Here is a 25,566-nt window from a genome sequence, read left to right as displayed (position 1 = left end):
GCTTCGAGGTAGTTGCGAAGCCTTCGCACGCCAAGCGGAGTTTGGTTTCAGGATTGAAGCGAAGGCCGCGAGGCCCCGGCCGACAGCCGGCCGATCCAGGCATAGAGCCCGACCAGCAGGGCGACGAAGGCCACAACGCCCAACACCTCGCCCATCGGCAGGAAGCTGTCGCCGACGACGGCGAGCGGAGTCGACTTGCCCGAGGCCACCACCACGGCGGCCAGGATCACCCCCATCAGCCCTTCGCCCACGATGAGGCCGGAGGCGAGCAGCACGCCGAGCTGCTTCAGCCCGCCTCCGTCGGCGCGCTGTTCCGCGCGGCGATCGAACGCGGCGCCGGCTATCGCGCCCACAACCACGGTCAGGGTGGTGGACATGGGCAGGTAGATGCCGAGACCCACCGCGAGCGGCGCAAGGCGCGGCAGCTTCAGAAGGCCCAACACCTCGTCGACCACAACCACCACCGCGCCCATCATCATGCCGATGCGAATCAGGCTCCAGTCGAGCTGGCCCTGGATTACGCCCTTGGCCAATGTGGAGATCAGCGAGGCCTGGGGCGCGGCCAAGGCGTGGGCCGGGTTGACGCCGGGCACGCCCGCGAAGCCATAGGCCTTGTTCAGAAGGTCCAGCACCGGCGGGATCACCAGGGCGCCGACGATCACCCCGACGATCAGGGCCACCTGCTGCTTCCAGGGCGTCGCGCCCACCAGCTGGCCGGTCTTCAGGTCCTGCAGGTTGTCGTTGCCGATGATGGCGGCGGAGAAGACGAAAGCGGTGGCGAACAGGGAAAAAGCCACCAGGGCCGGACCGGCGTCGGCCCCCACCAGCGGCCGGATCACCGCCCCCATCAGGAAGGCTGCCAGCAGCACCGCCAGGATGCCGACCCCAGAGACCGGGCTGTTGGACGAGCCGATCAGCCCGGCCATGTAGCCGCAGACCGTCGAGACGAAGAGGCCGATCACCACCACATAGACCAGGCCGCCGATCACCAGCGGCCCGGTCGCGGCGCCGAGGCCGCCCTGGTGCGCGAGGAAGGCCAGCACGCCGCCGATGGCCACGAGGCAGGCTCCGGTGATGATCGCCGTCCAGCCGATCGGCAGGTCCTGCTCCTCCAGCGCCAGCGAGGCCGAACCGGAGGCCTTGCGCGCCCGGGACGCGGCCAGAGCGGAGGTCAGGCCCCCCAGCACCGGTCGGGCCAGCTTGACCAGGGACCAGACCGCAGCGACGCCGATCTGGCCCGCGCCGATGAAACGGACCTTGTGCGCCCAGATGTCGAGCGCCGCATCGCTCACCGGCCCGGCGTGCGTGGCCATGGAGAACAGGATCGGCACCGCCCCCGCCCAGGCGATCAGGATGCCGACCAGCATGGCGACGCCGACCCAGAGGCCGACCAGGTGTCCGACCCCGAACAGGGCCAGGGACAGGCCGAAGTCGAAGCCGGTAGCCCCGCGACCGACTCGGAAATACTTGGCCACGTCGCCGGCGAAGACCTGGGTGTTGACCACCACCAGGTATGCGGCCGAGACGAGGCCGCCCCAGATCACCGCCCAGAGGCCGGCGTTGCTGGCTGCGACCTCCAGACCCGCCTCCGCGCCCGGGTCGGCCGCCTGGCCGGCGCCGACCTTCAGCACCTCGGCGCAGGCCACGCCTTCGGGATAGGGCAGGTCCGAGCCGGTCACCAGGGCGCGGCGCAGGGGGATGGAATAGGTCACGCCCAGGATGCCGCCGAAGGCGCAGAGGGCGAAGGTCATCCAGAACGGGAAGTGGGTCCACCAGCCGATCATGATCAGGCCCGGCAGGACGAACACCACCGAGGCCAGGGCGCCCGCGGCCGAGGCCACGGTCTGGACGATGTTGTTTTCCTGGATGGTGCCGCCGGAAAAGGCCCTCAGCACCGCCATGGAGATCACCGCGGCGGGGATCGAGGAGGCGAAGGTCAGGGCCGCCTTGAGCCCGAAATAGACATTGGCCGCGGTGAAGATCACCGTGATCAGGGCGCCCAGGATCAGGCTCCGAACCGTCAGTTCATTGCGCCTGGGAGCGGCTTCGGATGCGATTTGGGTCAAGTTTTCGGCTTTCCTCGCCAAATTATCGCTGCGCACAGTGCCGGGCGGACGGAGTCGGTTCAAGTGCCGAGGTTCGCGGCCACCCGCAGTTGCGCCTCGTGGCGGTTCTGATCGCAAGGCGCCCAACCTGGGCGGTGCAGCGGCCGGTTAACCCTGCTCGTTCGGCGGTTGATTCACCATCAGCGCCTAGCTTGGCCGCCCCGAAAGGCAAAGCTGCGCCCAAACGACCCGATGATGGAAAAGCCCCACCGCGACTTGGCCAAGCTGGAGCGCTCGGGCTCGAGCGCCCGCCTGCTCAGCCTGTTCGGCGTGCACAAGCGCTATGGCGGCGACCCGCTCTACAGAGCCGAACCCTTCTTCCGTGACCCAGTGCTGAACCGGGCCATCATCCTCAAGCACCGCCTGCGCCGCGACGAGATGGACCTGTTCCCCGACGGGCGCCTGACCACCACCAAGATCATCCTGCCGATCGACGGCCGCGATCTGCGCCTGGGCGGCCGCTCGGTGCTGGTGGGCCAGGCCGGTTACGACGGGATCATGGAGAGCGTGTTCGGCGCGCGCTGGGCGGCCGACGACGGCGATCGTCACCTGTTGGAACTGATCGACTCCACCCTGTCGGTCGACCCGTTCCTGTTGCGCGAGCACCTGCGGCGCAACGGGCGCTATCCCGCGCGGTTCTACTTCGACCTGTCCTTGGGCGACCACCTGCGCATGCAGCGCTTCGTCGAGCGTGACATCCGCGAAGTGGCTCAGGGGCGGGCGCGCCGCCTGGCCGCCGGCGGCCATCAGGGCGACGATCCGGCGGCGGAGGCGCGGCTGGTCAAGCGCCTGCTGTCGGGCGAGGGCGACTCCGCCGGCGAACCGCTGCGGCGGACCCTGAAGCTGGACGAGATGGACTTCGCCGAGGCCATCTTCGCCTGGAAGGGCTTCCTCTACTACAAATGGACCTTGCTCGACGCCCTGCCCCGCGCCCGCGGGGTGGCCAAGGCCATAGCGGGGATCCGGCCCCTGTCCGCCGACGCCGAGCTGGTGCGCCACGTCGAGCCGATGCGGCGGGCCGTGGCGCGAACCATCCTTGTGACCTGCGAGGGGGCGAAGCGGGCGCTGAACGCCTATGACGAGGCCTTCGCCAGCCTGGTCAACGGCCAGCCGGAGCCGTTTCGCGACTTCCTGCGGGGCGCGCACGAGCGGTTCACTGACCTCGGCCAGGACCTGGGCGCGGTCGGCCACATCGTCAGCTTCTGGAGCTATCGCTTCCCCACCGGCGCCGCGGCGGTCGAGGCGGAGGAACTCTACGACATCCTCCTCGACTTTGAGGAAGCGCTCAATCCGTCGGCTCCGTTGCGTCTCTCCGCCTGACGCCGCGCGCGGGCTGCAAAGCCATGCTAACCAGGACTTGGCAAATTTCTCAGCGCGCCGAATCCGTGCGCCAGTCTCTGCAGGTCGAGCCTATGAACAGCGCTGCCGCCTCCTCTTCCGCCAAGGCCCGCACGGTCGGCCAGGTCCTGGCGGACCAGCTGGTGATCCACGGCGTGCGCCACATCGCCTGCGTGCCGGGCGAGAGCTACCTGCCGGTGCTGGACGCGCTGAAGGACAGCCCGATCGAGGTGATCGTCTGCCGCCAGGAAGGCGGAGCTGCGATGATGGCCGAGGCCTGGGGCCGGGCCAGCGGGCGGCCGGGCGTGTGCATGGTCACCCGCGGTCCGGGCGCCGCCAACGCCTTTGTCGGCGTGCATATCGCCGAGCAGGACGCCAATCCGATGATCCTGTTCGTCGGCCAGGTCGAGCGTAGCACCCGCGGGCGCAACGCCTGGCAGGAGATCGACCTGGAGCGGGCGTTCGGCGGAGTGGCCAAGTGGGTGGTCGAGCTGGATGAGCCGGCCCGTGTGCCTGAAATCCTGGCCCGCGCCTTCCGCCTGGCCATGTCCGGCAAGCCGGGACCGGTGGTTATCGGCTTGCCGGCCGACGTGCTCTATCAGATGACCGAAGCGGCCGACGCCCCGCGGGCCGAGGTCGCCGAAGCCGGGCCAGACGCCGGGGCGATGTCCGAGATCCAGGCCAGGCTGGCGACGGCCCAGCGGCCGATCGCCATCGTCGGCGGCACGCGCTGGGACGAGGAAGGCTGCGCCGCCCTGCGGGCCTTCGCCGAGCGCTTCGCCCTGCCGGTCGCCACCAGCTATCGCCGCGGCTCGCTGTTCGACGCCGATCACCCCTGCTACGCCGGCGACATCGGCCTTGGCCCCAATCCCAAGCTGGTGGCGCGGATCAAGGCGGCGGACCTGGTGCTGCTTCTGGGCGGGCGCCTCGGCGAGATCGCTTCGCAGAAATACAGCCTGCTGCCGACCGAGGGCCCGGCGCGCCAGCTGGTCCACGTCCATCCCGATCCGGACGAACTGGGCCGGCTCTACCACCCGGCCCTGGCCGTGCCTGCCTCGGCCCGGCGGACCGCTCTGGCCCTGGCCGAGCTTGCGGCGCCCAACGCCGTCGCTTGGGCCGGCGAGGCGGAGGCCGCCCACGCCGACTACCTGGCCTGGAGCGGGACCGCCACGCCCCAGCCGGGCGCGGTCAATTTCGGCGAGATCCTGGTCTGGCTGCGCGGCGCCCTGGACCGCGACGCCATGATCTGCAACGGCGCCGGCGCCTATGCGGCCTGGCTGCACAGGTTCTACCGCTTCCGCCGCCTGAACGCCCATGTGGCCCCGGCCTCGGCCACCATGGGCTATGGCCCGCCGGCGGCCATCGCCATGAAGCTAGCCTGGCCCGAGCGCCAGGTGCTCAGCATCAGCGGCGACGGCGATTTCCTGATGAACGGCCAGGAGTTCGCCACCATGGTCCAGTACGGCCTGCCGATCATCAACCTGATCATCGACAACGAGAGCTATGGCTCGATCCGCCTGTCGCAGGAGCGGGCCTATCCCGGCCGGGTGATGGCCACCGACCTGAAGAACCCCGACTTCGCCGCCTATGCCCGCGCCTTCGGCGGTTTCGGCGCCACGGTCGAACGCACGGCCGATTTCGCCGAAGCCTTCCGCGCCGCCGAGGCCTCGGGCCTGCCCGCCATCCTGCACGTCAAGGTGGATCAGGAGTGCATGACGCCCGGCGCCAGCCTCTCGGCGATCCGGGCCGAGGCCTTGAGCCGGAAGGGATAATTTCCACGAGGCCGGTTGGCAGTTTGCAGGCTATAGTGTGCGCATCTCGGGGCGTTCACGTTCAAGCACATGCCTGATGGCCTGACCGACCAGCCGCCCCCGCCCCTGCGGGTCGCCCTGGTCAACAACATGCCCGACGCCGCTGTCGCGGTGACCGAGCGCCAGTTCCGCACCCTGGCGCAGGCGGCGGCGCCCGATCGCGTGGTCGAGATCCTGCCCTTCGAGATCCCCGGCATCGAGCGCACCGAGGCGATCCGCGCCCGCATGGCCGCCCGCTATCGCCCGATCGAGGCCCTGGACGAGGCGGCGCCCGACCTCCTGATCGTCACCGGCGCCGATCCGGGCTCCAAGCCATTGCCCGAGAACGCCTTCTGGCCCGGCTTCTCGCGGCTGATTGACTGGGCCGCCGACCGCCGCCAGCCGACCCTGTGGTCCTGCCTCGCCGCCCATGCCGCCGCCTGGCGGCTGGATGGCGTCCCGCGCCACAAGCTGGGCCTGAAGATGAGCGGGGTTTTCGACTGCCGTCCGGCCGACGGCGGGCGACTGACCAGAGGACTGGAAGCCGGCTGGGCCTTTCCGCACTCGCACTACAACGACGTGATCGAGCCGGACCTGGTGGCGGCGGGCTACCGGCTGATATCGCGCTCGCCGGTCGCCGGCGTGGACAGCTTCACCCGCGGCGACGACCCGTTCCTGTTCCTGCAGGGCCACCCGGAATACGACCACGATTCGCTGGCCCTGGAGTTCCGCCGCGACTTCCGCGCCTTCGTCCACGGCGAGCGCGACAGCCTGCCGGCGGTCCCGGCCAACCTCTATCCGGCCGAAGTTGAACAGGCCCTGGCCGCCCTGCGCGACGAGGCCCTCAGCGCCCCCTCGCCCGAACTCCTGGCCCGCTGGCCTCGCGAGGACGGCCTGGCCGGCAGGCCCGCGCCTTGGCGGGCGGCCGCGGCGCGGCTTGTCGCCAACTGGCTGGCGAGCGTCCTCGCCCCCGTAGCCCGCGAGGTCAGCCGCCGTCCCTGAACAGCGGCGTCATCGGGACCACGCCCTTGTCCGTATCCGCCGCGTGGCGCAGGTGCTCCTTGATCCCGAAGGCGTCCTCGATCGTGCGCAGCAGCGAATAGTGATTGTAGGGCGTCTCGTCCCGCGCGCCGCGCGGCCCGTGATTGGTGATGACGATGGTCGGGATGTGACCGCCGCCGAAATTGGACGGGGCGTTCGGCGTCACCGCGCAGCAACCCTCGCGGGTCTTGCCTGAACCCTCGTCGAAGGTGATGACGATGGCGAAGCGCTGGCTGGACCGCCAGGCCGGCGTCGCCTGCAGCTTGGCGACCAGATCGCCCACCACACGGTCGCCGCGGCCGATCAGCGCCGCCAGGTCGGCGCCGGTGCAGTCGGCCGGAATGTTGGGGCCGTAGAGCCCATGCATCTCGTTGCACTGGTTGGGCACGACCAGGGCGAAATTCGGCAGGGCGTTCGCCTTCAGGTCGCGCTCCAGGGCGTCGAAGCCCACCAGGTGGTCCGCGCGCCGGGGATCGTTCAGCACCTGGGCGAAGTTGACGAAGCCGGAGTGTTTTGAGGCGTAGAGCGCAGTCTTGCGCGTGCCGTCGTTGAAGGCCGGGTCGCTGGCGTTGACGGCCAGGGAGCCGGGCGCCGGCAGGTTCTCGAAATAGCCCTTCCAGCTCAGGCCCTTCTCCTCCATCTGCTGGCCGAGGTGGCGGGCGGTGGTGGTGTGATCGACGTAGCCGGGCGCCCCGGCGCCAGCGCAGTTCGGGTCGACCTGGCCGGGCTTGCAGTAGAAGGCGTCGTCGTCATGGATGCCGAAGGTGTCGCCGCCCAGCAGCGCCACATAGTTGGCCTCGCTGGGATGCACCTCGCCGTAGAACCGGGTCGCATCGCCATATTGCTTGGCCAGGCCGGCGATATGCGGGGCCACGGCCGGGTTGAGGATCTGCTCGTAGTCCTTGTTCTCCTCGACGATCACCACGATGTGGTCGTACTTCGGCACGCTGGCGTCCGGACCGGCCGAAGCCGAAGCACAACCGCCGAGAAGGGCGAGGCCGAAGGTCAGGCCCAAGGCCCGCGTCAGACACGTTCTCACGTCACCATGCTCCCACAAGCTTCAGCGCGTCGCTTACATCGTTCCGCCGGCCGGCGCGACCACCAGGTCAAGGCCGGGCGGCCAGGGGTCTAGCCCGGCAAGAAAAAGGTCGTGTGACAGCCGCACTGAACGCCCCCCTTTCACGACGAAGGCGTCGACTGTGGGCTTCCGCCAATTGGCCGAACACAATTGAAACGTCAGATCACGGATATATGAATAATAATCCGAACAATGATCAATAGTAAGAGTTTAAATTCGAGCTCACGGCTGAATTTATCCAAGTAATCGTCTTAAAAATGCAACGAAATTGTAGGATTTTCATCAACGGCCGAGACTAAGGAGCCGTCGACGGACGCCGTTGGTCGCGAGGGGCGGCCGGCGATGCGCTGCGCCTCCGAGGTCCCCATGACAAACGCCCGACGAAACCTCCTGCTCGCCTTCGCCTCAGTCGCGGCCCTGTCGGCGGGACGCCAAGCCCTGGCTGCTGATGCAGCGGCGTCGCCGCCCAAGGGCGTCACCGACCTGATCGTGACCGCCCCGCGCAAGACCTCGACTGCGCGCGTCGAACAGCTCGCCGCGCCCAACATCATCAACGTGCAGTCGGCCGAGGCCATCGCCAAATATCCCGACTTCAACGCCGCCGAATCCCTGGGCCGCATGCCCGGCGTGTCGCTGTCGATCGACACCGGCGAGGGGCGTTTCATCACCATCCGCGGCATCGACTCCAACCTGGACGGCGCCACATTCGGCGGCGTGGTGCTGCTCAACAGCTTTCCGGGCGGCACCTATTTCGGCGGCACCGGCCGGGCGGTGGAGTTCGACACCGTGCCGGTGGGCGCCGTCGACCGCATCGAGGTGACCAAGACCGGCCTTCCTGACCACGAGGCCGAAGGCATCGGCGGGTCGGTGGAACTCACGCCGCGGTCGGCGCGCGCGATTCAGCAGCCGTTCCTGGACCTGGAGCTAAGCGGCGGCTTCGAAAACCTGCGCGACAGCTGGGCGCCGATCAACGAACAGGTAGTGCTGGGCGGTCGCTTCGGCCTCGGCGACAATGGCCTGGTGATCGCGGGCCATGGAGATCCCGGCGCCCCGCGCGCCGGCTTCATCTCCAACCCGACGCCATTCTCGTTCGTGCTCACCCAGTTCCAGCACAACGACCGGCGATCGATCGACGACTTCGAGGAGGCGTATGGAGTCGACAACGGCTTCACCGGCCCCGACAAGGTCTACGATTCGGGCGAATTCCGCCGCTACAACTATTTCCGCCGGCGGTTCGGCTATAGCGGCGAATTCGATTTCGATCCCAATGCGGACCATCACTATTTCGCCCGCGTCAACGTCGCGGGCTATACCGAGAACGTCAATCGCCAACGGCTGATCTACGGAAACCTCGAGTTCGACGCCAACGGCAATCCGCTGCAAGCGGCGGGTACGACCTGCCCGTCGGCCGCGCCCTGCTACTATACCGATCCCAACAACCCCTCGGGCTTCCAGGCGCCGGCCGGCCAAGTCACCGCCACCCTGCGCGACCAGCAGGAAACCCACCGCAACACGGTGATCGCGGTGGGCGGCTCGGATCGCTTCGAACGATTCACGGTCGACTATCAGGGCGCCTATACCCGGGCGACCTATCACAAGCCGTTCGATTTCAACTGGACCTTCAACAATCCCAACACGTTCGGGATCAACTACGACAACACCAATTCCAATCTGCCGAAATTCACCGTGGTCAGCGGGGGCAATCCCATCGACCCGACCCAGTTCACCCTTGGTTCGCTGTCCAACAGCCACGAGACGGACGCGGACGAGGAATGGTCCGGCGCGGGCAACGTCACTGTTCCCGTGCACCTGATCTCGGACGCCGACGAGTTCAAGTTCGGCGCCAAGATCCGGCTGCGCGACAAGACGGTCACCTACTATTCGGAGCGCTACAACATCTCCACGGCGGACACGCTGGCCAATTTCGAAGGCGGCGGACCCTACACCTACTACGACGGCGCCTATCCCATCGGGTTCCGAGCCGGCGGCGACGCCCTGAAAGCCTTCTACGCCGCGAACGTCAACAACCCCGCTGTCTTCACGCTCAAGAGCGGATCGGGCTTCCAGACCGGAAGCTACTATCACGACACCGAAAATGTCTTCGCCGGCTATGCCCAGTTCAAGACCGAATACCGGAACGTCGGGATCCTGGCCGGCGTTCGCGTGGAGGGGACCGACGCCACCTATCGCGGCTTCGGATCGGTGACCGACGCCGCCGGCGATACGGTGGTTTCGCCGGAAGTGAACCACAACAGCTATGTGGACGCCTTCCCGACCCTCCAGTTCCGCTACGAGTTCATGCCCAACCTGATCGGGCGCTTCACCTACTCGACGGGCCTGTCGCGCCCCGGCTTCAGCCAGACCATCGCCTCGACCTCAGTGGACGTCGGCAGCGGATCGGTTTCGACCGGCAATCCCAAGCTGCTGCCGACCTATTCCAACAATATCGACGCTTCGCTGGAGTGGTATCTGCCAGGGTCCGGAATTCTGGCGGCGGGCGTGTTCGACAAGGAACTGTCCAACTATGCGGTCACCCGCACGATCGACGTGGCCAACTATCCCGGCATTGTCGGCATCGCCAAGGAGTCCACCTATCTGAACGTGCCGGCCTACGCGCGGGGGATCGAAGGCCAGTACGTCCAAAAGTTCTTCTGGGCGCCCGAAGCCTTCCGCAATTTCGGCATCGACAGCAACGTGACCTATGTCGACAGCGAAATTCAGCTGTTCAACGGGGTCAAGGCGCTGTTGCCGGGCACCTCGCGCTGGACCGCCAACGCCTCGCTGTTCTACGAGGCCGATGGACTGGAACTGCGCGTCGCCACCGAATATGTAGGAAAAACGCTGTTCACGGTGGGCGGCAGCCAGGCCACCAACAACTACGAAGACAAGCGCTTCCAGGTCGATTTCAGCTCGAGCTATCAGATAAATCGGCAGCTCAAGGTCTTCTTCGATGTCAAGAACCTGAACAACGAGCCCCTGCGTTTCTTCGAGGGCCGCTACGACCGACCGCTGCAGCGTGAGTTCTACCTGCAGACCTTCGAGTTCGGCGTGCGCGCGCACTTCGAATAGAGGTTACTTCGACGGCTCCAGCGCAGCCGCCACGTCGTCGCGGCTTTCCACGGAGGGCGCGAAGGTCGGGGCCCTGCGCCCCTGCACCAACGCCTCGAAGGCCGCGCCCAGGGCCAGGAGCTTCGCCTCGCTCCAGGCCGGCCCGATGAAGGAGAAGCCCACCGGCAGGCCCATGACCTGACCCATGGGCACGGTCAGGTGCGGATAGCCGGCGATGGCGGCATAGCTGCCGACGCCGCCGGCGTCGTGGTCGCCGGTCACCACGTCGGTGCGCCAGGCCGGGCCGAAGCTGGGTGCGACGATGGCGTCGAGGTCATGTTTGGCCAGGATCGCGTCTATGCCCTCCTGCCGCGTCAGCCTCAGCGCCTTCTCCCGCGCCGCCAGATACGCGGGATCGTCCAGCCCCTTGGTCTGTTCCGCCGCCTCGAAGGTCTCCTGGCCGAAGATAGCGAGTTCGCGCGGCGTCGCCGCATTGAAGGCGATCACGTCCTGCAACGTGCGGGTTTTCACCGAAGGCGAGGTCGAAGCCAGATAGGCGTTCAGGTCGACCTTGAGCTCGGTCAAAAGCACGGTGAGCTCGGCGTCGCCCAGGCTGGGGTCTCTATGCACGTCGGTGACGTCCACCAGCACCGCGCCGGCCTCTGCGAGCTTCTTCAGGGTCGTTTCGAAGAGAGCCGTCTCCGCCGGCGGCATCCCGTCGGTCACCCGCACCACGCCGAGGCGCTTGCCCTTCAGGCTGGCCCCGGCCAGGGCGGCGACGTAGTCGGTCCGATGCCGGTCGGCCTCGGCGGTCGCCGGGTCCTTGGGGTCCGAGCCGGCCATGGCGGTCAGCAGCAGGGCGGCGTCGGCCACGCTGCGGGTCATGGGGCCGGCGGTGTCCTGGGTGTGGGAGATCGGCACGACATAGGTGCGCGAGACCAGCCCCACGGTCGGCTTCAGGCCTACGAGGCCCGTGAGCGAGGACGGGCAGGTGATCGAGCCGTTGGTCTCGGTTCCCACCCCCGCCGCAACCAGGCTGGCGGCCACCGCCGCACCGGTCCCGGCCGAGGAGCCGCAGGCGTTGCGGTCGAGGGCGTAGGGATTCCTGACCAGCCCGCCCACCGCCGACCAGCCGCTGATCGAGTGGTCCGAGCGGATATTGGCCCATTCCGACAGGTTTGCCTTGCCCAGGATCAGGGCCCCGGCGTCTGTCAGCCGCCGGACCAGGGGCGCGTCGCGGTGGGTGACGTTGTCCCTCAGCGCCAGGGAACCGGCGGTGGTGGCGGTGTCGTCGTCGCTGTCGATATTGTCCTTCAGGATGATCGGCACGCCCGCCAGCGGCCCCAGGTGCTCACCCCTGGCCCGCGCCGCGTCGGCCGCCCGCGCGTCGGCCATCACGTGCGGATTGAGGGCGATGATACTGTGCAGGGCCGGCCCCTGCCGGTCGAGGTCGCGGATGCGGTCCAGATAGGCCTGGACCACCGCCACACAGGTGGTGCGCCCGGCGGCGAGATCGGCCTCGATCTGGGCGATCGACTTCTCGGCCGCGGGATAGGGCGCGCCGGCGACCACGGCGGCGAGCATCAGTGCGGCGATCATCGGCGGCGCCCCTTGCGGCTTTTCTCCCGACAGCTTGACCGCCGCGCGGACGGGGTCAAGCCGCAGGAGAGCCGACCGGCGGCGTCAGCGGTACTTCATCGAGAGGGTCACGCCGTAGGTGACCGGCATGCCGGCGAAGCGGACAGTGGTGTCGAGGTCACGGTTGGCCGCGCGCCTCGACCCTGGCCCACGCGGTCTATGCCTGCCTATGATGGCGCAAACCCAAAGCTGGAGGAGCGCGCCATGAGCGGGGCCAAGGAATTCGACGCCATCGCCTTCGGATCGACCGGCTACACCGGCCGCCTGGTCGCGGACTATCTGCTCAAGACCTACGGCGCAGGCGGCGCGGTCAAGTGGGCCATGGCCGGCCGCAGCCAGGCCAAGCTGGAAGAGGTGCGCAGCCTGATCGGCGGGCCGGAGAGCCTGCCGCTGGTGGTCGCCGACGCCAATGATGCAGCGGCGCTTGAGGCCATGACCCGGCGCACCAAGGTGGTGATCTCGACCGCCGGCCCTTACCAGCTCTACGGCTCGGGCCTCGTGGCCGCCTGCGCCAAGACCGGCTGCGACTATGTCGACCTAACCGGCGAGTCGCACTGGATCGCCGAGATGACCGCCAAGCATCAGGACGAGGCCAAGGCGAGCGGCGCGCGGCTGGTGTTCTCCTGCGGCTTCGACTCCATCCCCTTCGACATGGGCGTCTGGTTCGCCGAAGAAGAGGCCAAGAAGCGCTTCGGCGCCTATGCGCCCCGGGTGCGCGGGCGTCTGCGGGCCATGAAGGGCGGCCTTTCCGGCGGCACCCTCGCCAGCGGCATGGCCACCATGGCCGCAGCGCAGCAGGACCCGTCTATCGGCAAGCTATTGGCCGACCCCTTCGCCCTGACCCCCGGCTTCACCGGCGCCGACCAACCCGACGGCGAGACGCCTTACGAGGACGAGGCCACGGGGACCTGGGTCGGGCCGTTCATGATGGCCTCGATCAACACCAAGGCCGTGCATCGCACGAACTTCCTCCTGGGCTACCCCTGGGGCCGGGACTTCCGCTACGACGAGATGCAGATGCTGGACGGCCCGCCAGCCGCACCAAGCCCCTTCGGCGGCTTCTCCTTCGGCGCCGCGGGCATGCCCAAGCCCGGCGAAGGCCCGACCGAGGAGGAGCGCGAGACCGGCTTCTACGACATCCTCTACATCGCCGAGACGGCGGACGGGCGGCGACTGCGCTGCGCGGTCAAGGGCGACCGCGACCCAGGCTACGGTTCGACCTCGAAGATCCTGGCCGAAGCTGGCCTGGCCCTGGCGCTGGACACCCCGCGCGAGGTGACCCCCGGCGGCTGCTGGACCCCGGCCTCGGCCATGGCGGCGGCGCTGATGCAGCGCATGCCCCAGGCCGGCCTGACCTTCGAGGTGGAGGGGTAGATTTCACCCCGGCCACCGCGGCTGAGCAAAGATTTCAGCGCCGAAATGGCCCTCGCCGCAAGGCCACGCTATGCATCGCGCCCAAGACGCATTCGCTCGTCGTTTTGGGAAGGATCGCATGTCGCTTAAGTCAGTTCTCGTCGCCACAGTCGGCGCGTTCGCTCTCACCATGCCGCTGGCGGCCTTCGCCGCACCCGCCCTGCCCCAACCGGCCACGCCGACCCAGCCTATCCCCGAGCCCAAGGACGTTCCCTATCCCGGCGTGATCGACCTGAAGGTCGACGCCACCGACCTGCCGCACGCGATCATGAGCGTGCACGAGACCGTGCCGGTTCAGGGCGCCGGTCCCATCACCCTGATCCTGCCCCAGTGGCTGCCCGGCAACCATTCGCCCACCGGGACCATCGACAAGTTCGCCGGCTTCATCGCCACCGCCGGCGGCAAGCGGATCGAGTGGGTGCGCGATCCGGTGAACGTCTATGCCTTCCACCTCGATGTGCCCGCCGGCGCCAGCGCCCTGGACCTCGACTTCCAGTTCCTCTCGCCGGTCTCGACCCGCGAAGGCCGGGTGGTGATGACGCCGCAGATGCTGAACGTGGAGTGGAACTCGGTCGCCCTCTACCCGGCCGGCCACTTCTCGCGCCAGATCACCGTGCGCCCACAGGTGCGCCTGCCCGAGGGCTTCACCCCCGCCACAGCGCTGGAGGTCGACAGCAAGGTCGGCGACATCGTGTCCTACAAGCCGGTCGACTTCGCCAAGCTGGTCGACTCGCCCCTGATCGCTGGCCGCTACTACAAGAGCTTCGACCTCGATCCCGGCGGTCCGGCGCGTGTCAGCCTGGACGTGATCACCGACCGGCCCGAACAGCTCGACGCCAAGGCCGAGCAGATCGAGGCGCACAAGAACCTGGTGCGCCAGGCCTACAGGCTGTTCGGCTCGCACCACTACGATCACTACGATTTCCTGCTCTCGCTCAGCGACCGCATGGGCGGCGAGGGGCTGGAGCATCACCAGTCAAGCGAGGACGGCACGACGCCGCGCTACTTCCTCGACTGGGACAAGACCGCGCCCGCCCGCGACCTCTTGGCCCACGAGTTCACCCACTCCTGGAACGGCAAGTTCCGTCGGCCGGCGGATCTGTGGACCCCGACCTTCGACACCCCCATGCGCGACAGCCTGCTCTGGGTCTATGAGGGCCAGACGCAGTACTGGGGCTATGTGCTGGCGGCGCGCGCGGGCCTGTGGACCAAGCAGGAGGCGCTGGACGCCATCGCCCTGACCGCCGCCACCTATGACGGCCGCATCGGCCGCGCCTGGCGGCAGCTGGAGGACACCACCAACGATCCGATCATCGCCGAGCGCCGGCCGCTGTCCTGGCTGAGCTGGCAGCGCAGCGAGGACTATTATTCCGAGGGCCAGCTGATCTGGCTCGACGCCGACACCTTGATCCGCCAGCTCTCGGGCGGCAAACGCTCGCTGGACGACTTCGCCAAGACCTTCTTCGGCGTCGACGACGGCAGCTACGTCACCCGGACCTACGACTTCGACGCCGTAGTCCAGGCGCTGAACGCGGTGCAGCCCTATGACTGGGCGAACTTCCTCAAGGCGCGCCTGGACGGGCACGGCCCCGGCGCGCCGCTCGATGGCCTGGCCCGCGGCGGCTACAAGCTGGTCTATACCGACACCCCCTCGGAGTTTCAGAAGAGCGCCGAGATGATGCGCAAGATCACCGACCTGACCTTCTCGATCGGCGTCACGATCGGCCGCGAGGGGATGCTGACCCAGGTGATCTGGGACAGCGCCGCCTTCAAGGCCGGCCTGACCGAGGGCAGCCAGATCGTGGCGGTGAACGGCGAGGCCTTCAGCGCCGACGACCTGAAGGACGCCATCAAGGCCTCTGCGGCCAGCGGCTCCCCGATCGAGCTGCTGATCAAGAACAAGGACGAGTATCGCACCGTGCGCATCGACTATCGTGGCGGCCTGCGCTACCCGCACCTGGAGCGGACCGCCGGCCAGCCGGCGCGGCTGGACGAGATCCTGGCGGCGCGGAAATAGCGGGTGGAGGAAGGCGCAGGCGCTTGCGCCTTCCACGCCCCTGGGCTCAAGTAGCGATCGCTACTGAAGACGGCGCAAAAGGAAACCCGGGGCATGACGGCTCAACTGAGGGCGCGCGAGACCGGCGCCGAGGCGCGGCCGGCGGTCTGGGCGGACGCCGATCCCCTGAGCGCCACCCTGGCCCGGGCCTTCCACGACGACCCGCTGATCTGCTTCATCCTCTCGGACCCGGCCTCGCGCCAGGCCAAGATGCCGCGCCTGTTCAAGCTGTTGTTCAAGATCGGGGTGAAGTACGGCGCCTGCGACGTCACTACCGGCTACGAGGCCGCGGCCCTATGGCGGCCGCCGAACCAGTGGCACATCCCCTTCTGGCAGTACATCGTCAACGGGGTCGAATTCCTCAGCCTCTTCGGCGCCGGCGGCGCGGCCCACGTGACCAGCGTCATGGACCACATCGAAAAGCGCCACCCGCACCAGCCGCACTATTACCTGCAGGCTATCGGCACCGACCCCGCCAAACAGGGCATGGGCTTCGGCGGAGTGGTGATGCGCCGTCACCTGGCCCTGGCCGACGCCGCGCACATGCCCTGCTATCTGGAATCCAGCAAGGACACGAATATCCCGATCTACAAGAGCTTCGGTTTCGAGGTCACCGGCGAGATCGTCGTGCCCGGCGGCGGCCCAACCATCTGGCCGATGTGGCGCGAGGCGCGCTGACCCCGCGTCCAGCGCTCGACGAGCGCGTGATTTTCAGCCGATATTGAGACGACAGCGCAGTCGGGAGCGACAGGTGGCGGATACGCGCCAGATCACCATCAAGGATGTGGCCCAGGCGGCGGGCGTTTCGTTCAAGACCGTCTCGCGGGTGCTGAACGACGAACCCAATGTACGCAAGGAGCTGCGCGACCGGGTCAAGGCGATCGCGGCCGAACTGGGCTATGTGCCCAACGTGGCGGCGCGGGACCTGGCGGGCGGGCGCTCGTACCTGATCGGGCTGATGTTCGACAATCCGAGCGAATCCTACATCTCCAAGATCCAGACCGGGGCCATCACCCGCTGCCGCACCACCGGCTACTACCTGATCGTCGAGCCGCTGGAGCCGACCGACGACGTGGTGGCGACCCTGGAGCCGATCCTGTCACGCCTCAGGGTCGAGGGCCTGATCCTCACCCCCCCGATCTGCGACAACCTCGCGGTGCTGGACGCCATCGAACGGGCCGGGGTGCGGTATGTGCGCATCGCCCCCGACCGCGACGCCGACCGCGCCCCCTGCGTGGCCATGGACGACGTGCACGCGGCCTACGAGATGACCCGGCACCTGCTCAGCCTGGGCCACCGCGACATCGCCTTCATCAAGGGCCATCCGGGCCATGGGGCCGCGCCCCGACGGCTGGAGGGGTATCTAAGGGCCATGGGCGAAGCCGGCCTTGTCGTGCCTGCCGAACATATCCAGCCGGGCCAGTTCTCCTTCCAGTCGGGCATGGTCGCCGGCGAGGCATTGCTTGGGCTCGACCACCCGCCCACCGCCATCTTCGCCAGTAACGACGACATGGCCCTCGGCGTCATGTGGGCGGCGCTGCATGCAGGCCTCAGCGTGCCGGGCGACATCTCGGTGGCCGGGTTCGATGACTCGCAGCCTTCGCGCATGGCCTGGCCGCAGCTGACCACCGTGCGCCAGCCGATCGCCGAGATGAGCGCGGCGGCGGTCGACATCCTGATCGAGGGCGCGAACCGGGGCCGCGCCTCTCAGCCCGCCAACCGCTGGCTGGACTATGAGCTGGTGGTGCGCGGGTCGACCGGCGCCCCGCGCCCCGTCTCCGCCAGGGTCGAGCCGCGGATGATCAGCTCGTAGTCCAAGAGCCGGGCCTCGATCGGCAGCTCGGCGCCGCCGCGACCCATGCGGGCGATCAGGAGCTCGGCCGCCGCCTCGCCCATGGCCTCCGTCGGCTGGCGGATGGTGGTCAGGGGCGGCCAGATCTCGCGAGCGAATTCGATGTCGTCGAAGCCGGCCACCGCCAGCCGCGCTGGCATCGCCACGCCCGCCTGAGCCGCGGCCGACATCACGCCGAGGGCCATGTCGTCATTGCAGGCGAACACCGCCGTCGGCGGCTCGGCCAGGGCCAGCAGGGACCGCCCGGCGGCGAGGCCCGCCTCGAAGGTGAAATCGCCCGGGCGGATCAGGCTCTCTTCGAACGGCAGCCCCTCGCCGGCCAGGGCCTCGACATAGCCCCGTCGGCGGCGGCCCGAGGCGCCGTGCTCCGACGGGCCTTCGACGAAGCCGATCCGGCGGTGGCCCTGCTGCATCAGATGGCGCATCACCGCGGCCGCTGCGGCGACCTCGTCGATCCGCACCGAGGGCGTGAGGTCGAACAGGTCGTCCGGCGCCACGCGCACGAACGGCTTGCCGCGCTCGGTCAGGAGTTGCAGCACGGCCCGATTGTTGGCCAGGGGCGGCAATAGGATCAGTCCGTCGGCGGGCAGGCCGGCCACCAGCCTCCCCAGCGCCTTGGCGGGGTCAGCGATCTCCGGGTCCGGCGCCACCGCGGCTAGGTGGTAGCCCTCCTGGCGGCAGCGGCGGATGGCGCCCCGCTCGATGCCGCCCGAATAGCCGGCGATATGGTCGGCCACCAGGGCCAGGACATAGCTCCGGGCGCCCGGCAGTCCGCGGGCGGAGGGATTGCGGCGGAAATCCAGGGCCTCGACCGCCGCCAGCACCAGGGCGCGCTTGGCCTCGCTGACGTAGCGCTCGCCGTTCAGGACGCGCGAGACGGTCATCACGGAGACCCCGGCCCGGGCCGCGACATCCTTGATCGTGGCGACCGCCAATCCCGTTCTCAGCCCCTCTTGTTCGCGTTACCAGACATCAGGCGCCGCCGCGGCGCGCAAGCCCTATCGCAAAGCGCGCGCCTCGCCCACACTGGAGCGTAGCGGCGGGGACACAGCGACGCGGAGCAGCAGGAGGGTCAGGATGTTCTCGTTCAAGGAGGCCATGCGCCGGGTGATCACCGGCGACGATGCGGGCGGACAGTCGGTGGTGATCCTCGACGGCGGCCCCTCGTCGGAGGCGGGCGACCCGGACCTGGGCGGCCTGTTCGAGATCTGGGAGGACGCCGCCTCGGGCGCCCTGGACCCCAAGCAGCACGACGACCTCGGGACCCGCCAGCCGATCCTGGGACCGCGCCCCGGCAATGTGCAGGTGCGCTGGTTCGTGATCGCCCCGACGCCGGATGGGGTTCCGCGCGAGGCCCTGAATGCGGCCACCCGCGAGCGCTTCGCCAGCTTCGGCGGCGCCCACCACATCATCGACCAGACCCGCCACCCGGCCATGCACGAGACCCACAGCCTGGACGTGATCTGCCTCTTGCAGGGGGACGCGACCCTGATCCTGGAAAGCGGCGAGACCCGCCTGAAGCCGGGCCAGGTGGTGATCCAGCGCGGCACCAACCACGCCTGGCAAGCCCACGGCGGCCCGGCGCTGTTCCTGGCGGTGCTGATCGACCGGGAACTGGTGCGCAGCTAGAGACCCATGATGTCCGACGAAACTTCCCGGTTCGACATCCTGTTCGAGCCGGTCCGCATCGGGCCGGTCATCGCGCCCAACCGCTTCTATCAGGTCCCCCACTGCAACGGCATGGGCCACCGCCATCCCCTGGCCCATGCGAAGATGCGCGAGGTCAAGGCCGAGGGCGGCTGGGGCGTGGTCTGCACCGAGGAGGTGGAGATCCATCCGAGCTCGGAGTTCTCGCCCTATATCGAGGGCCGGCTGTGGGACGACGGCGACATCCCCGCCCTCGCCTGCATGACCGAGGCGGTCAAGCGGCACGGCGCCCTGGCGGGGATCGAGCTGGCCCACACGGGCCTCTCCGCCGCCAACCTGTGGAGCCGCGAGATCCCGCTCTCGCCCAGCGGCGGGCCGGTGCGCGACTACTACCCGATCTCGACCCGGGCGATGGACAAGGCCGATATCGCCGACCTGCGCCGCTGGCACCGGGCGGCGGCGCTGAGGGCGAAGAAGGCCGGGTTCGACATCGTCTATGTCTATGCCGGCCACGACCTCGGCCTGCCGATGCACTTCCTGTCGCGCAGCCTGAACAGCCGCACGGACGAATATGGCGGCTCGCTGGAGAACCGCGCGCGCCTCCTGAAAGAGCTGATCGAGGACACCAAGGACGCTGTCGGCGATACATGCGCGGTCGCCGTCCGCCTCTCCATCGATCAGCTGCTGGGGCCCGAGGGCATCACCGCCGAGGGCGAGGGGCGCGAGGTGATCGCCCTGCTGGCCGAGCTGCCGGACCTCTGGGACGTGTGCCTGGCCAGCTGGTCCAACGACAGCATGACCGCCCGCTTCGCCGAGGAGGGCTTTCAGGAGCCCTACGCCCAGGTGGTCAAGGCCCTGACCTCAAAGCCGGTGGTGGGCGTCGGCCGCTTCACCTCACCCGACGCCATGGTCTCGCAGGTGCGGCGGGGGGTGCTGGACCTGATCGGCGCCGCCCGGCCTTCGATCGCCGACCCGTTCCTCCCGGCCAAGATCCGCGAGGGCCGCTTCGACGCCATCCGCGAATGTATCGGCTGCAACATCTGCGTCAGCGGCGACACCACCCTGGTCCCCATCCGCTGCACCCAGAACCCGACCATGGGCGAGGAGTGGCGGCGCGGCTGGCATCCGGAACGCATCCCGGCCCTGGGCCGGACCGAGCGGGTGCTGATCCTTGGCGCGGGGCCGGCGGGGCTGGAAGCGGCGCGGGCGCTGGCCCAGCGCGGCTGCGAGGTGGTGCTGGCCGACGCTGCAGCCGAGGCTGGCGGACGCGCAGCGAAGGAGGCGCGACTGCCGGGGCTTTCCACCTGGAAGCGTGTCGCAGACCACCGGCTGCAGGCGATCCTGCCCGATCCTAAAGTCAGCCTCTATCTGGAGAGCCGGATGGAGGCCGAGGACGTCGCCGGCTTCGATTGCGACGCGGTGGTGGTGGCCACCGGCTCGACCTGGCGGCGCGACGGCATGGGGCGGGCGGCGCGGCGGGGGATTTCGGGGCTGGAGCGGTTCGCCCTGTTCACCCCGGATGACGTGATGGCCGGACGCCCGCCCGAGGGTCCGGTGCTGGTCTATGACGACGACCACTACTACATGGCCGGCGTTCTGGCCGAGCTCCTGGCCGGGCGGGGCCTGGCCGTCACCTACGCGACCCCGGCGTCAGTGGTCTCGGCCTTCACCGACTACACCCTGGAACAGGCCAAGATCCAGGCGCGGCTCATCCGCCTGGGCGTCCAGGTCCGCTGCGGCGTGGCGCTGGCGGACGGCCGCCTCGGCTGCGTCCACGGCGGCCCGGCCGCAGCGGTCGAGGCCCCAAACCTCCTCCTCGTCACCGCCCGCGATCCCGACGACGCCCTCTACCGCGCCCTGATCGCCCTGCCGGACGGCCGCCGCCTGGAGCGCATCGGCGACGCCCTCGCCCCTGGAACGATCGCCGCCGCCGTCTATTCCGGCCACCGCCTGGCCCGCGAATGGGACATGCCAGCGGAGGAGCGGTTCAGCTTCAAGCGGGAGCGGGTTTCGTTGGAGGGGTGGTAGGCGCGAGGTAGCACTCGGCCATACTGCGGATTAGCTCCGAGCATCAGCCGCGGAGCGCTTGTGCAAAGCCTCAGCGAAGATCATCGAATGTTTTGGAAAACGCGGGCAGATGGAGTTGGGCCTTCGCAGCAGTGAACTGGGCCTCGTTCAGCGGCCCTATCACATCGCCATCACGCAACAACTCATCATCTCGATGGCGGATAACATAGTAGTATTGGGTCACCCGTTTGTCGGGCGCGGGCTCCATCTCCATTGGATGCCGGGCAATCGTCACGTAGTGGTTGTCCGCACCTGCGGCAAAGACCGTTGGCCCAGGAAGTTCGTCTCCAACGCAGGCCGCTCCCTTAATCTGCCTGCACACGATCATGTTTTCGTCCAGGTCGATGGCGACGAGCCTGTAGCTACCGCTGAGTTGCTCATCGCGCACATAGCCGCTGCAACCTGTGAGCGCGGTCAGCATGAAGATGGTGGGAAGAAATACGCGCATCTCAGGACCGACTGTCGCAGCAGTAGTCAAGGTCTGCAACGGGCCACCGCTAGGCTCCGACTAACCCCAAATTCGCCTGCCTTACCCGTTCCCCCTCGTCGTCGAACAGGAACGGCACCACCGTGAAGCGTTCGCCGCGGGTGACCGGGGTGGCTTCGTGCAGCAGGTTGCAGGCGAACACCGCCGCTCCGCCGGCTGGAGGGCGATAGGTGCGGCGGCCGAATTCGGGGAAGCGCAGCTCGCCGCCCTCGTAGCCGTCGTTGAGGTTGATCGAGACGGCGAACTTGCGGTGGGCGGTGCCGGCGGTGACGTCGTCGCGGTGGGCGAAGAAGAAGCCCCGGTCGGCCTCGTCATAACGGCAGATCAGGTATCGCTCGATGTGCTGCGCCCGCCAGCCGAAGGCGCGGCGGATCATGGGGAACAGGCGCTGTTCGATCCGGCTGCGCACGGCGGCGATCAGGGCCTCGTCCTCGATGGTGACGTCGGTGCGGCGTTTCAGGGTCGGATTGACCTGCAGCACCGTGCGGCCGTCGACATCGATGGCGAAGCCGGACTCGCTGGGCTGGCCGGCGCGGAAACAGGCGATCAGGGCCTGGCACAGCTCGGGCTCGAACACCCGCGGCAGGACCAGCACCGGGGCGGTCGGGCTGTCGGCCAGGCTGGGGCGGGCGGCCAATTCCTCATGCAGGCGGGCCATGACGGCGGCGGTGTTCTCGATCGGCTCGGCCATGGCGATGCGGAAGGCGGGGTCGATCAGGAAGATGGCGGGCCTGAGGTGCTGCTCGTCCGCCACGCCGTAGAGCCGCGCGACCTGGCAGTCGAAGTCCCAGAAGAAACGCACCCCCGGCTCGGAATCGCCGATACCGCGCTCGTGCTTGTCGGCCGGGTCGACACTGACGCCGTAGAAGGCCGCGTCGGTGTCGTTGAAGGTGTCGCGATCGCGCAAGGCGAGGTCGAGGGCGGCCAGCGAAGCGTCCGAGCCCAGGGTCCCGAAGATCATCAAGACGATCCAGCGCCCGGCGGCCACGTCCAGGCTGTAGCGGGCGACCTTGTCGGTGGCGGCGGTGAAGAAGGGCGCCGGCTCGCCGACCTCGGGCGCGCGGACGGCGGGGTTCAGGCTGGTGGTCTCGTCGCTCATGGGCCTGCCCGCTCGCACATCGATACAGATCTATCCTAAAGCACAGCGGGTTGAGATTCTGATGCTCCCTCTCAACCGCTCATCCCGGCGAATGCCGGGACCCAGATCGTATAGCACGATCGTCGGACAGGACCCTCGATACCAAATTGCCCGGCGTGAGCCCTATGATCTGGGTCCCGGCATTCGCCGGGATGAGCGGATTGTGGGGGGAGGACTTGGCAAAACCCTCAAGGCATTTCACCAAGCAGTCGATGCCCGACCGCCCGTCCGTTCAGCCCCTCGCCGAGATCGAAGCCCGCCTGGCGCGGGGCGAGGACGGCGCCGAGCTGCGCTACCAGAAGGCCGGCGCCCTGGCCGCGCTTGGCCGGCGCGAGGAGGCGCAAGCCGCCTACCTGTCGGCCCTGGCCCTCCAGCCTGACCACTTCGGCGCGCTGAACGACCTCGGGACCCTGCTCTACCAGGCCGATTTCCGCAGCGCCGCGCGCACCTGCTACGCCGAGGCGGTGCGCTACCACCCGGACAATCCGGTCGGCCACATCAACCTGGGCAATGTGCTGGCGGCCGAGGACCAGGCGGACACAGCGCGGGCCTCGTTCGAGGCCGCCCTCAGCCTCGCGCCCGACCACCCCGACGCCCACCTCGGCATGGCCAACCTGCTGCAGGACCTCGGCCGGGCCGAAGCCGCCGAAACCCATCGCCGCAAGGGCCTGGTCGGGCGCGGGATCCTCGCCCAGCCCTATCGCGGCGAGGGCGATCCCTGCCGCGTGCTGCTGCTGGTCTCGGCGTCGGGCGGCAATGTGCCGACGCGCTTTTTGCTGGACGACCGCACCTTCGCCGTCTTCACCCTGCCGGTCGAGGCCTGGACGGGCGCGCAAGCCCTGCCGGACCACGACCTCGTCTTCAACGCCCTGGGCGACGCGGACCTGGGCGGCGAGGCCCTGGACGCCGCCGAGCGGGTGCTAGGCGCGACCTCCGCCCCGGTGATCAACCCGCCGGCCCGCATCCGCCCCACCGGCCGCGCGGCCATCGCCGAACGGCTGGCCGGCATTGAGGGCCTCGTGGCGCCCCAGGTGATCCGCACCCCGCGCGAAACCGTGCGTCAGGCCGCCCGACGGCTCGGCTATCCCCTGCTGATCCGCAGCCCCGGCTTCCACACCGGCCGCTATTTCCGAAAAGTCGAAGACCCCGCGGGCCTGGCCGCGGCCCTGGCCGAGCTGCCGGGGCGCGATTTGCTGCTGATCCAGTATCTCGACGCCCGCGACGACCGGGACCGCTGGCGCAAGTTCCGCGTAATGATGGTCGGCGGCCGGCTGTATCCCCTGCACCTGGCCCTCTCCGGCGACTGGAAGGTGCACTACTTCACCGCCGACATGGCCGAGAACGCCGCCCACCGCGAGGCCGAGGCCGCCTTCCTCGCCGACATGCCTGGCGTCGTGGGAGCCAAGGCCATGGCCGCCCTGGAGGCGGTCGCCGAGCGCCTGGGTCTCGACTATGGCGGCATCGACTTCGGCCTGGGCGCCGAGGGCCAGGTCCTCCTGTTCGAGGCCAACGCCACCATGGTGGTCAATCCGCCCGATCCCGACCCGCGCTGGGACTATCGCCGGGCGCCGGTGGACCGGATCCTGACGGCCACGCGGGGCCTGCTCCTGCAAAGGGCGGCGAGGCCCTAGCCGCCCTTTGCGTCAGATCAAGGCGGCCTCGCGTCGCTCCGGGCAAGGGACGGGCCATGGCGCGCCTCTTGCCCAGATCCCGGATATGGCTGGCCCTCGCCGGCCTGGCCTTGGCGCTGGCCGCCGGGATCGCCTGGTGGCAGGTCAGCCGGCCCCCGCCCACCCGCTACGTCACCGCCGCGGCCGACCGCGGCGACGTCGTCACCAGCATCAGCGCCAGCGGCTCGGTCAATCCGGTCGAGACCGTGACCGTCGGCAGCTATGTCTCCGGCGTGATCCAGTCGCTGGCCTGCGACTACAATACCCGCGTCGCCAAGGGGCAGCGCTGCGCCAAGATCGACCCCAAGCCCTATCAGGTCGTGGTCGACCAGGATGAGGCGGCCCTGGTCACCGCCCAGGCCCAACTGGCCAAGGACCAGGCCGGCCTGGCCTATGCGCGCCTGGCCCACCAGCGCGCCGACCTGCTCTGGAGCCAGGACTCCATCGCCCACGACGCGGCCGATTCCGCCCGCAGCGCCAATGACCAGGCTGAGGCCCAAGTGCGCCTTGACGCCGCCCAGGTCGCCCAGAAGGCCTCGGCGCTGAAGGCGGCGCGGATCAACCTGGACTATACCGACATCATCTCGCCGGTGAGCGGCACCGTGGTCTCGCGCAATGTCACCGCCGGCCAGACGGTGGCCGCCAGCTTCCAGACCCCGACCCTGTTCCTGATCGCCCGAGACCTGACCAAGATGCAGGTGGACGTGAACGTCAGCGAGTCCGACATCGGCGCCGCGGCGTCGGGCCAGCGCGCCACCTTCACCGTCGACGCCTATCCACGCCACGCCTTCCAGGGCCAGGTCGTCCAGGTGCGCCAGGCGCCGATAAGCGTTCAGAACGTGATCACCTATGACGTCGTGCTCGCGGTCGACAATTCCAGCCTGATGCTCAAGCCCGGCATGACCGCCACCGCCCGCATCGAAACCGCGCGCGCGGCCAATGTGCTGAGGGTTCCTGGCCAGGCGCTGCGCTTCACCCCCGCCGGCGGCGCCAAGCCCGGCCATGGGAAAAGCCGGGCGGTCTGGGTCCAGCGCAACGGGCGGCTGGTGCGGATCCCGGTCGTCGCGGGCCTGGAGGACGGAGCCTATGCGGAAATCCGCTCCGGCGACCTGCGCACCGGCGACCAGGTGGTGACCGCCGAAGCCGGGGCCGCCTCCACAGGTCAGCCGGACGCACGCCCGGCCCTGCGCTTCTGATC

General features: G+C 68.8%; 18 protein-coding genes. 12 read left to right on the top strand and 6 right to left on the bottom strand.

What is annotated here, in order from left to right:
- Window positions 1-47: 47 nt before the first annotated feature.
- Window positions 48-2,066 (bottom strand): OPT family oligopeptide transporter, encoded by a 2,019-nt coding sequence (locus KCG34_RS22970; RefSeq protein WP_367576014.1) that lies wholly within the window; start codon window positions 2,064-2,066, stop codon window positions 48-50.
- Between the two features lie 234 nt (window positions 2,067-2,300).
- On the opposite strand from KCG34_RS22970, the gene KCG34_RS22965 reads away from it, so the two are divergent.
- From KCG34_RS22965 to KCG34_RS22955, 3 genes are all read left to right on the top strand, one after another.
- On the top strand, window positions 2,301-3,425 hold the full coding sequence (locus tag KCG34_RS22965; protein ID WP_211937920.1) for a hypothetical protein: 1,125 nt from the start codon (window positions 2,301-2,303) through the stop codon (window positions 3,423-3,425).
- A gap of 92 nt (window positions 3,426-3,517) precedes the next feature.
- The gene (locus KCG34_RS22960; protein WP_211937919.1) at window positions 3,518-5,215 is read left to right on the top strand and encodes a thiamine pyrophosphate-binding protein; all 1,698 of its coding nucleotides are present in this window, start codon (window positions 3,518-3,520) and stop codon (window positions 5,213-5,215) included.
- A 69-nt stretch (window positions 5,216-5,284) separates the two neighbouring features.
- Window positions 5,285-6,235, top strand: coding sequence for a homoserine O-acetyltransferase/O-succinyltransferase family protein (locus KCG34_RS22955; RefSeq protein WP_211937918.1), 951 nt, complete (start codon window positions 5,285-5,287; stop codon window positions 6,233-6,235).
- On the opposite strand, the gene KCG34_RS22950 is transcribed toward KCG34_RS22955, so the two are convergent.
- On the bottom strand, window positions 6,219-7,313 hold the full coding sequence (locus KCG34_RS22950; RefSeq protein WP_211937917.1) for an alkaline phosphatase family protein: 1,095 nt from the start codon (window positions 7,311-7,313) through the stop codon (window positions 6,219-6,221). The two genes, KCG34_RS22955 and KCG34_RS22950, sit on opposite strands and share 17 nt — an antisense overlap.
- Before the next feature lie 405 nt (window positions 7,314-7,718).
- Between KCG34_RS22950 and KCG34_RS22945 the strand changes: the two genes are divergently transcribed.
- Window positions 7,719-10,421, top strand: coding sequence for a TonB-dependent receptor (locus tag KCG34_RS22945; protein WP_211937916.1), 2,703 nt, complete (start codon window positions 7,719-7,721; stop codon window positions 10,419-10,421).
- A gap of 3 nt (window positions 10,422-10,424) precedes the next feature.
- Here the strand turns inward: KCG34_RS22945 and KCG34_RS22940 are convergent, their stop codons facing one another.
- On the bottom strand, window positions 10,425-11,999 hold the full coding sequence (locus KCG34_RS22940; RefSeq protein ID WP_249138126.1) for an amidase: 1,575 nt from the start codon (window positions 11,997-11,999) through the stop codon (window positions 10,425-10,427).
- Between the two features lie 243 nt (window positions 12,000-12,242).
- On the opposite strand from KCG34_RS22940, the gene KCG34_RS22935 reads away from it, so the two are divergent.
- From KCG34_RS22935 to KCG34_RS22920, 4 genes are all read left to right on the top strand, one after another.
- Window positions 12,243-13,412, top strand: coding sequence for a saccharopine dehydrogenase family protein (locus KCG34_RS22935; protein WP_211937915.1), 1,170 nt, complete (start codon window positions 12,243-12,245; stop codon window positions 13,410-13,412).
- Between the two features lie 118 nt (window positions 13,413-13,530).
- Entirely contained in the window at window positions 13,531-15,468 is a 1,938-nt protein-coding gene (locus tag KCG34_RS22930) for a M61 family metallopeptidase (RefSeq protein ID WP_211937914.1), read from the top strand.
- A 93-nt stretch (window positions 15,469-15,561) separates the two neighbouring features.
- The gene (locus tag KCG34_RS22925) at window positions 15,562-16,185 is read left to right on the top strand and encodes a GNAT family N-acetyltransferase (protein ID WP_211937913.1); all 624 of its coding nucleotides are present in this window, start codon (window positions 15,562-15,564) and stop codon (window positions 16,183-16,185) included.
- Between the two features lie 73 nt (window positions 16,186-16,258).
- Complete coding sequence (locus KCG34_RS22920; RefSeq protein WP_211937912.1) at window positions 16,259-17,320, top strand: LacI family DNA-binding transcriptional regulator; 1,062 nt, start codon at window positions 16,259-16,261, stop codon at window positions 17,318-17,320.
- Here KCG34_RS22920 and KCG34_RS22915 read toward each other — a convergent pair.
- Entirely contained in the window at window positions 17,239-18,294 is a 1,056-nt protein-coding gene (locus KCG34_RS22915) for a LacI family DNA-binding transcriptional regulator (protein ID WP_211937911.1), read from the bottom strand. The genes KCG34_RS22920 and KCG34_RS22915 overlap by 82 nt on opposite strands.
- Window positions 18,295-18,436: 142 nt before the next feature.
- Here KCG34_RS22915 and KCG34_RS22910 point away from each other — a divergent pair, with 142 nt between their 5' ends.
- The gene (locus KCG34_RS22910; RefSeq protein WP_211937910.1) at window positions 18,437-18,988 is read left to right on the top strand and encodes a cupin domain-containing protein; all 552 of its coding nucleotides are present in this window, start codon (window positions 18,437-18,439) and stop codon (window positions 18,986-18,988) included.
- Window positions 18,989-18,997: 9 nt separating this feature from the next.
- Window positions 18,998-21,034, top strand: coding sequence for an oxidoreductase (locus KCG34_RS22905; protein ID WP_249138125.1), 2,037 nt, complete (start codon window positions 18,998-19,000; stop codon window positions 21,032-21,034).
- 70 nt (window positions 21,035-21,104) lie between these two features.
- Here the strand turns inward: KCG34_RS22905 and KCG34_RS22900 are convergent, their stop codons facing one another.
- Both KCG34_RS22900 and KCG34_RS22895 read right to left on the bottom strand, forming a co-directional pair.
- A complete protein-coding gene (locus KCG34_RS22900; protein WP_211937908.1) occupies window positions 21,105-21,560 on the bottom strand; it encodes a DUF3997 domain-containing protein in 456 nt (151 codons plus the stop codon).
- A gap of 10 nt (window positions 21,561-21,570) precedes the next feature.
- Entirely contained in the window at window positions 21,571-22,659 is a 1,089-nt protein-coding gene (locus tag KCG34_RS22895; RefSeq protein WP_211937907.1) for a redoxin domain-containing protein, read from the bottom strand.
- A gap of 251 nt (window positions 22,660-22,910) precedes the next feature.
- Between KCG34_RS22895 and KCG34_RS22890 the strand changes: the two genes are divergently transcribed.
- Together KCG34_RS22890 and KCG34_RS22885 are read left to right on the top strand one after the other, a co-directional pair.
- A complete protein-coding gene (locus KCG34_RS22890) occupies window positions 22,911-24,329 on the top strand; it encodes a tetratricopeptide repeat protein (protein ID WP_211937906.1) in 1,419 nt (472 codons plus the stop codon).
- A gap of 56 nt (window positions 24,330-24,385) precedes the next feature.
- A complete protein-coding gene (locus KCG34_RS22885) occupies window positions 24,386-25,564 on the top strand; it encodes an efflux RND transporter periplasmic adaptor subunit (protein WP_211937905.1) in 1,179 nt (392 codons plus the stop codon).
- Window positions 25,565-25,566 lie beyond the last annotated feature (2 nt).

Source organism: Phenylobacterium montanum (assembly GCF_018135625.1).
Lineage (GTDB): Bacteria > Pseudomonadota > Alphaproteobacteria > Caulobacterales > Caulobacteraceae > Poindextera > Poindextera montana.
Note: the sequence above shows the minus strand (reverse complement) of the source record. Positions and strands in the feature narration are given on the sequence as shown.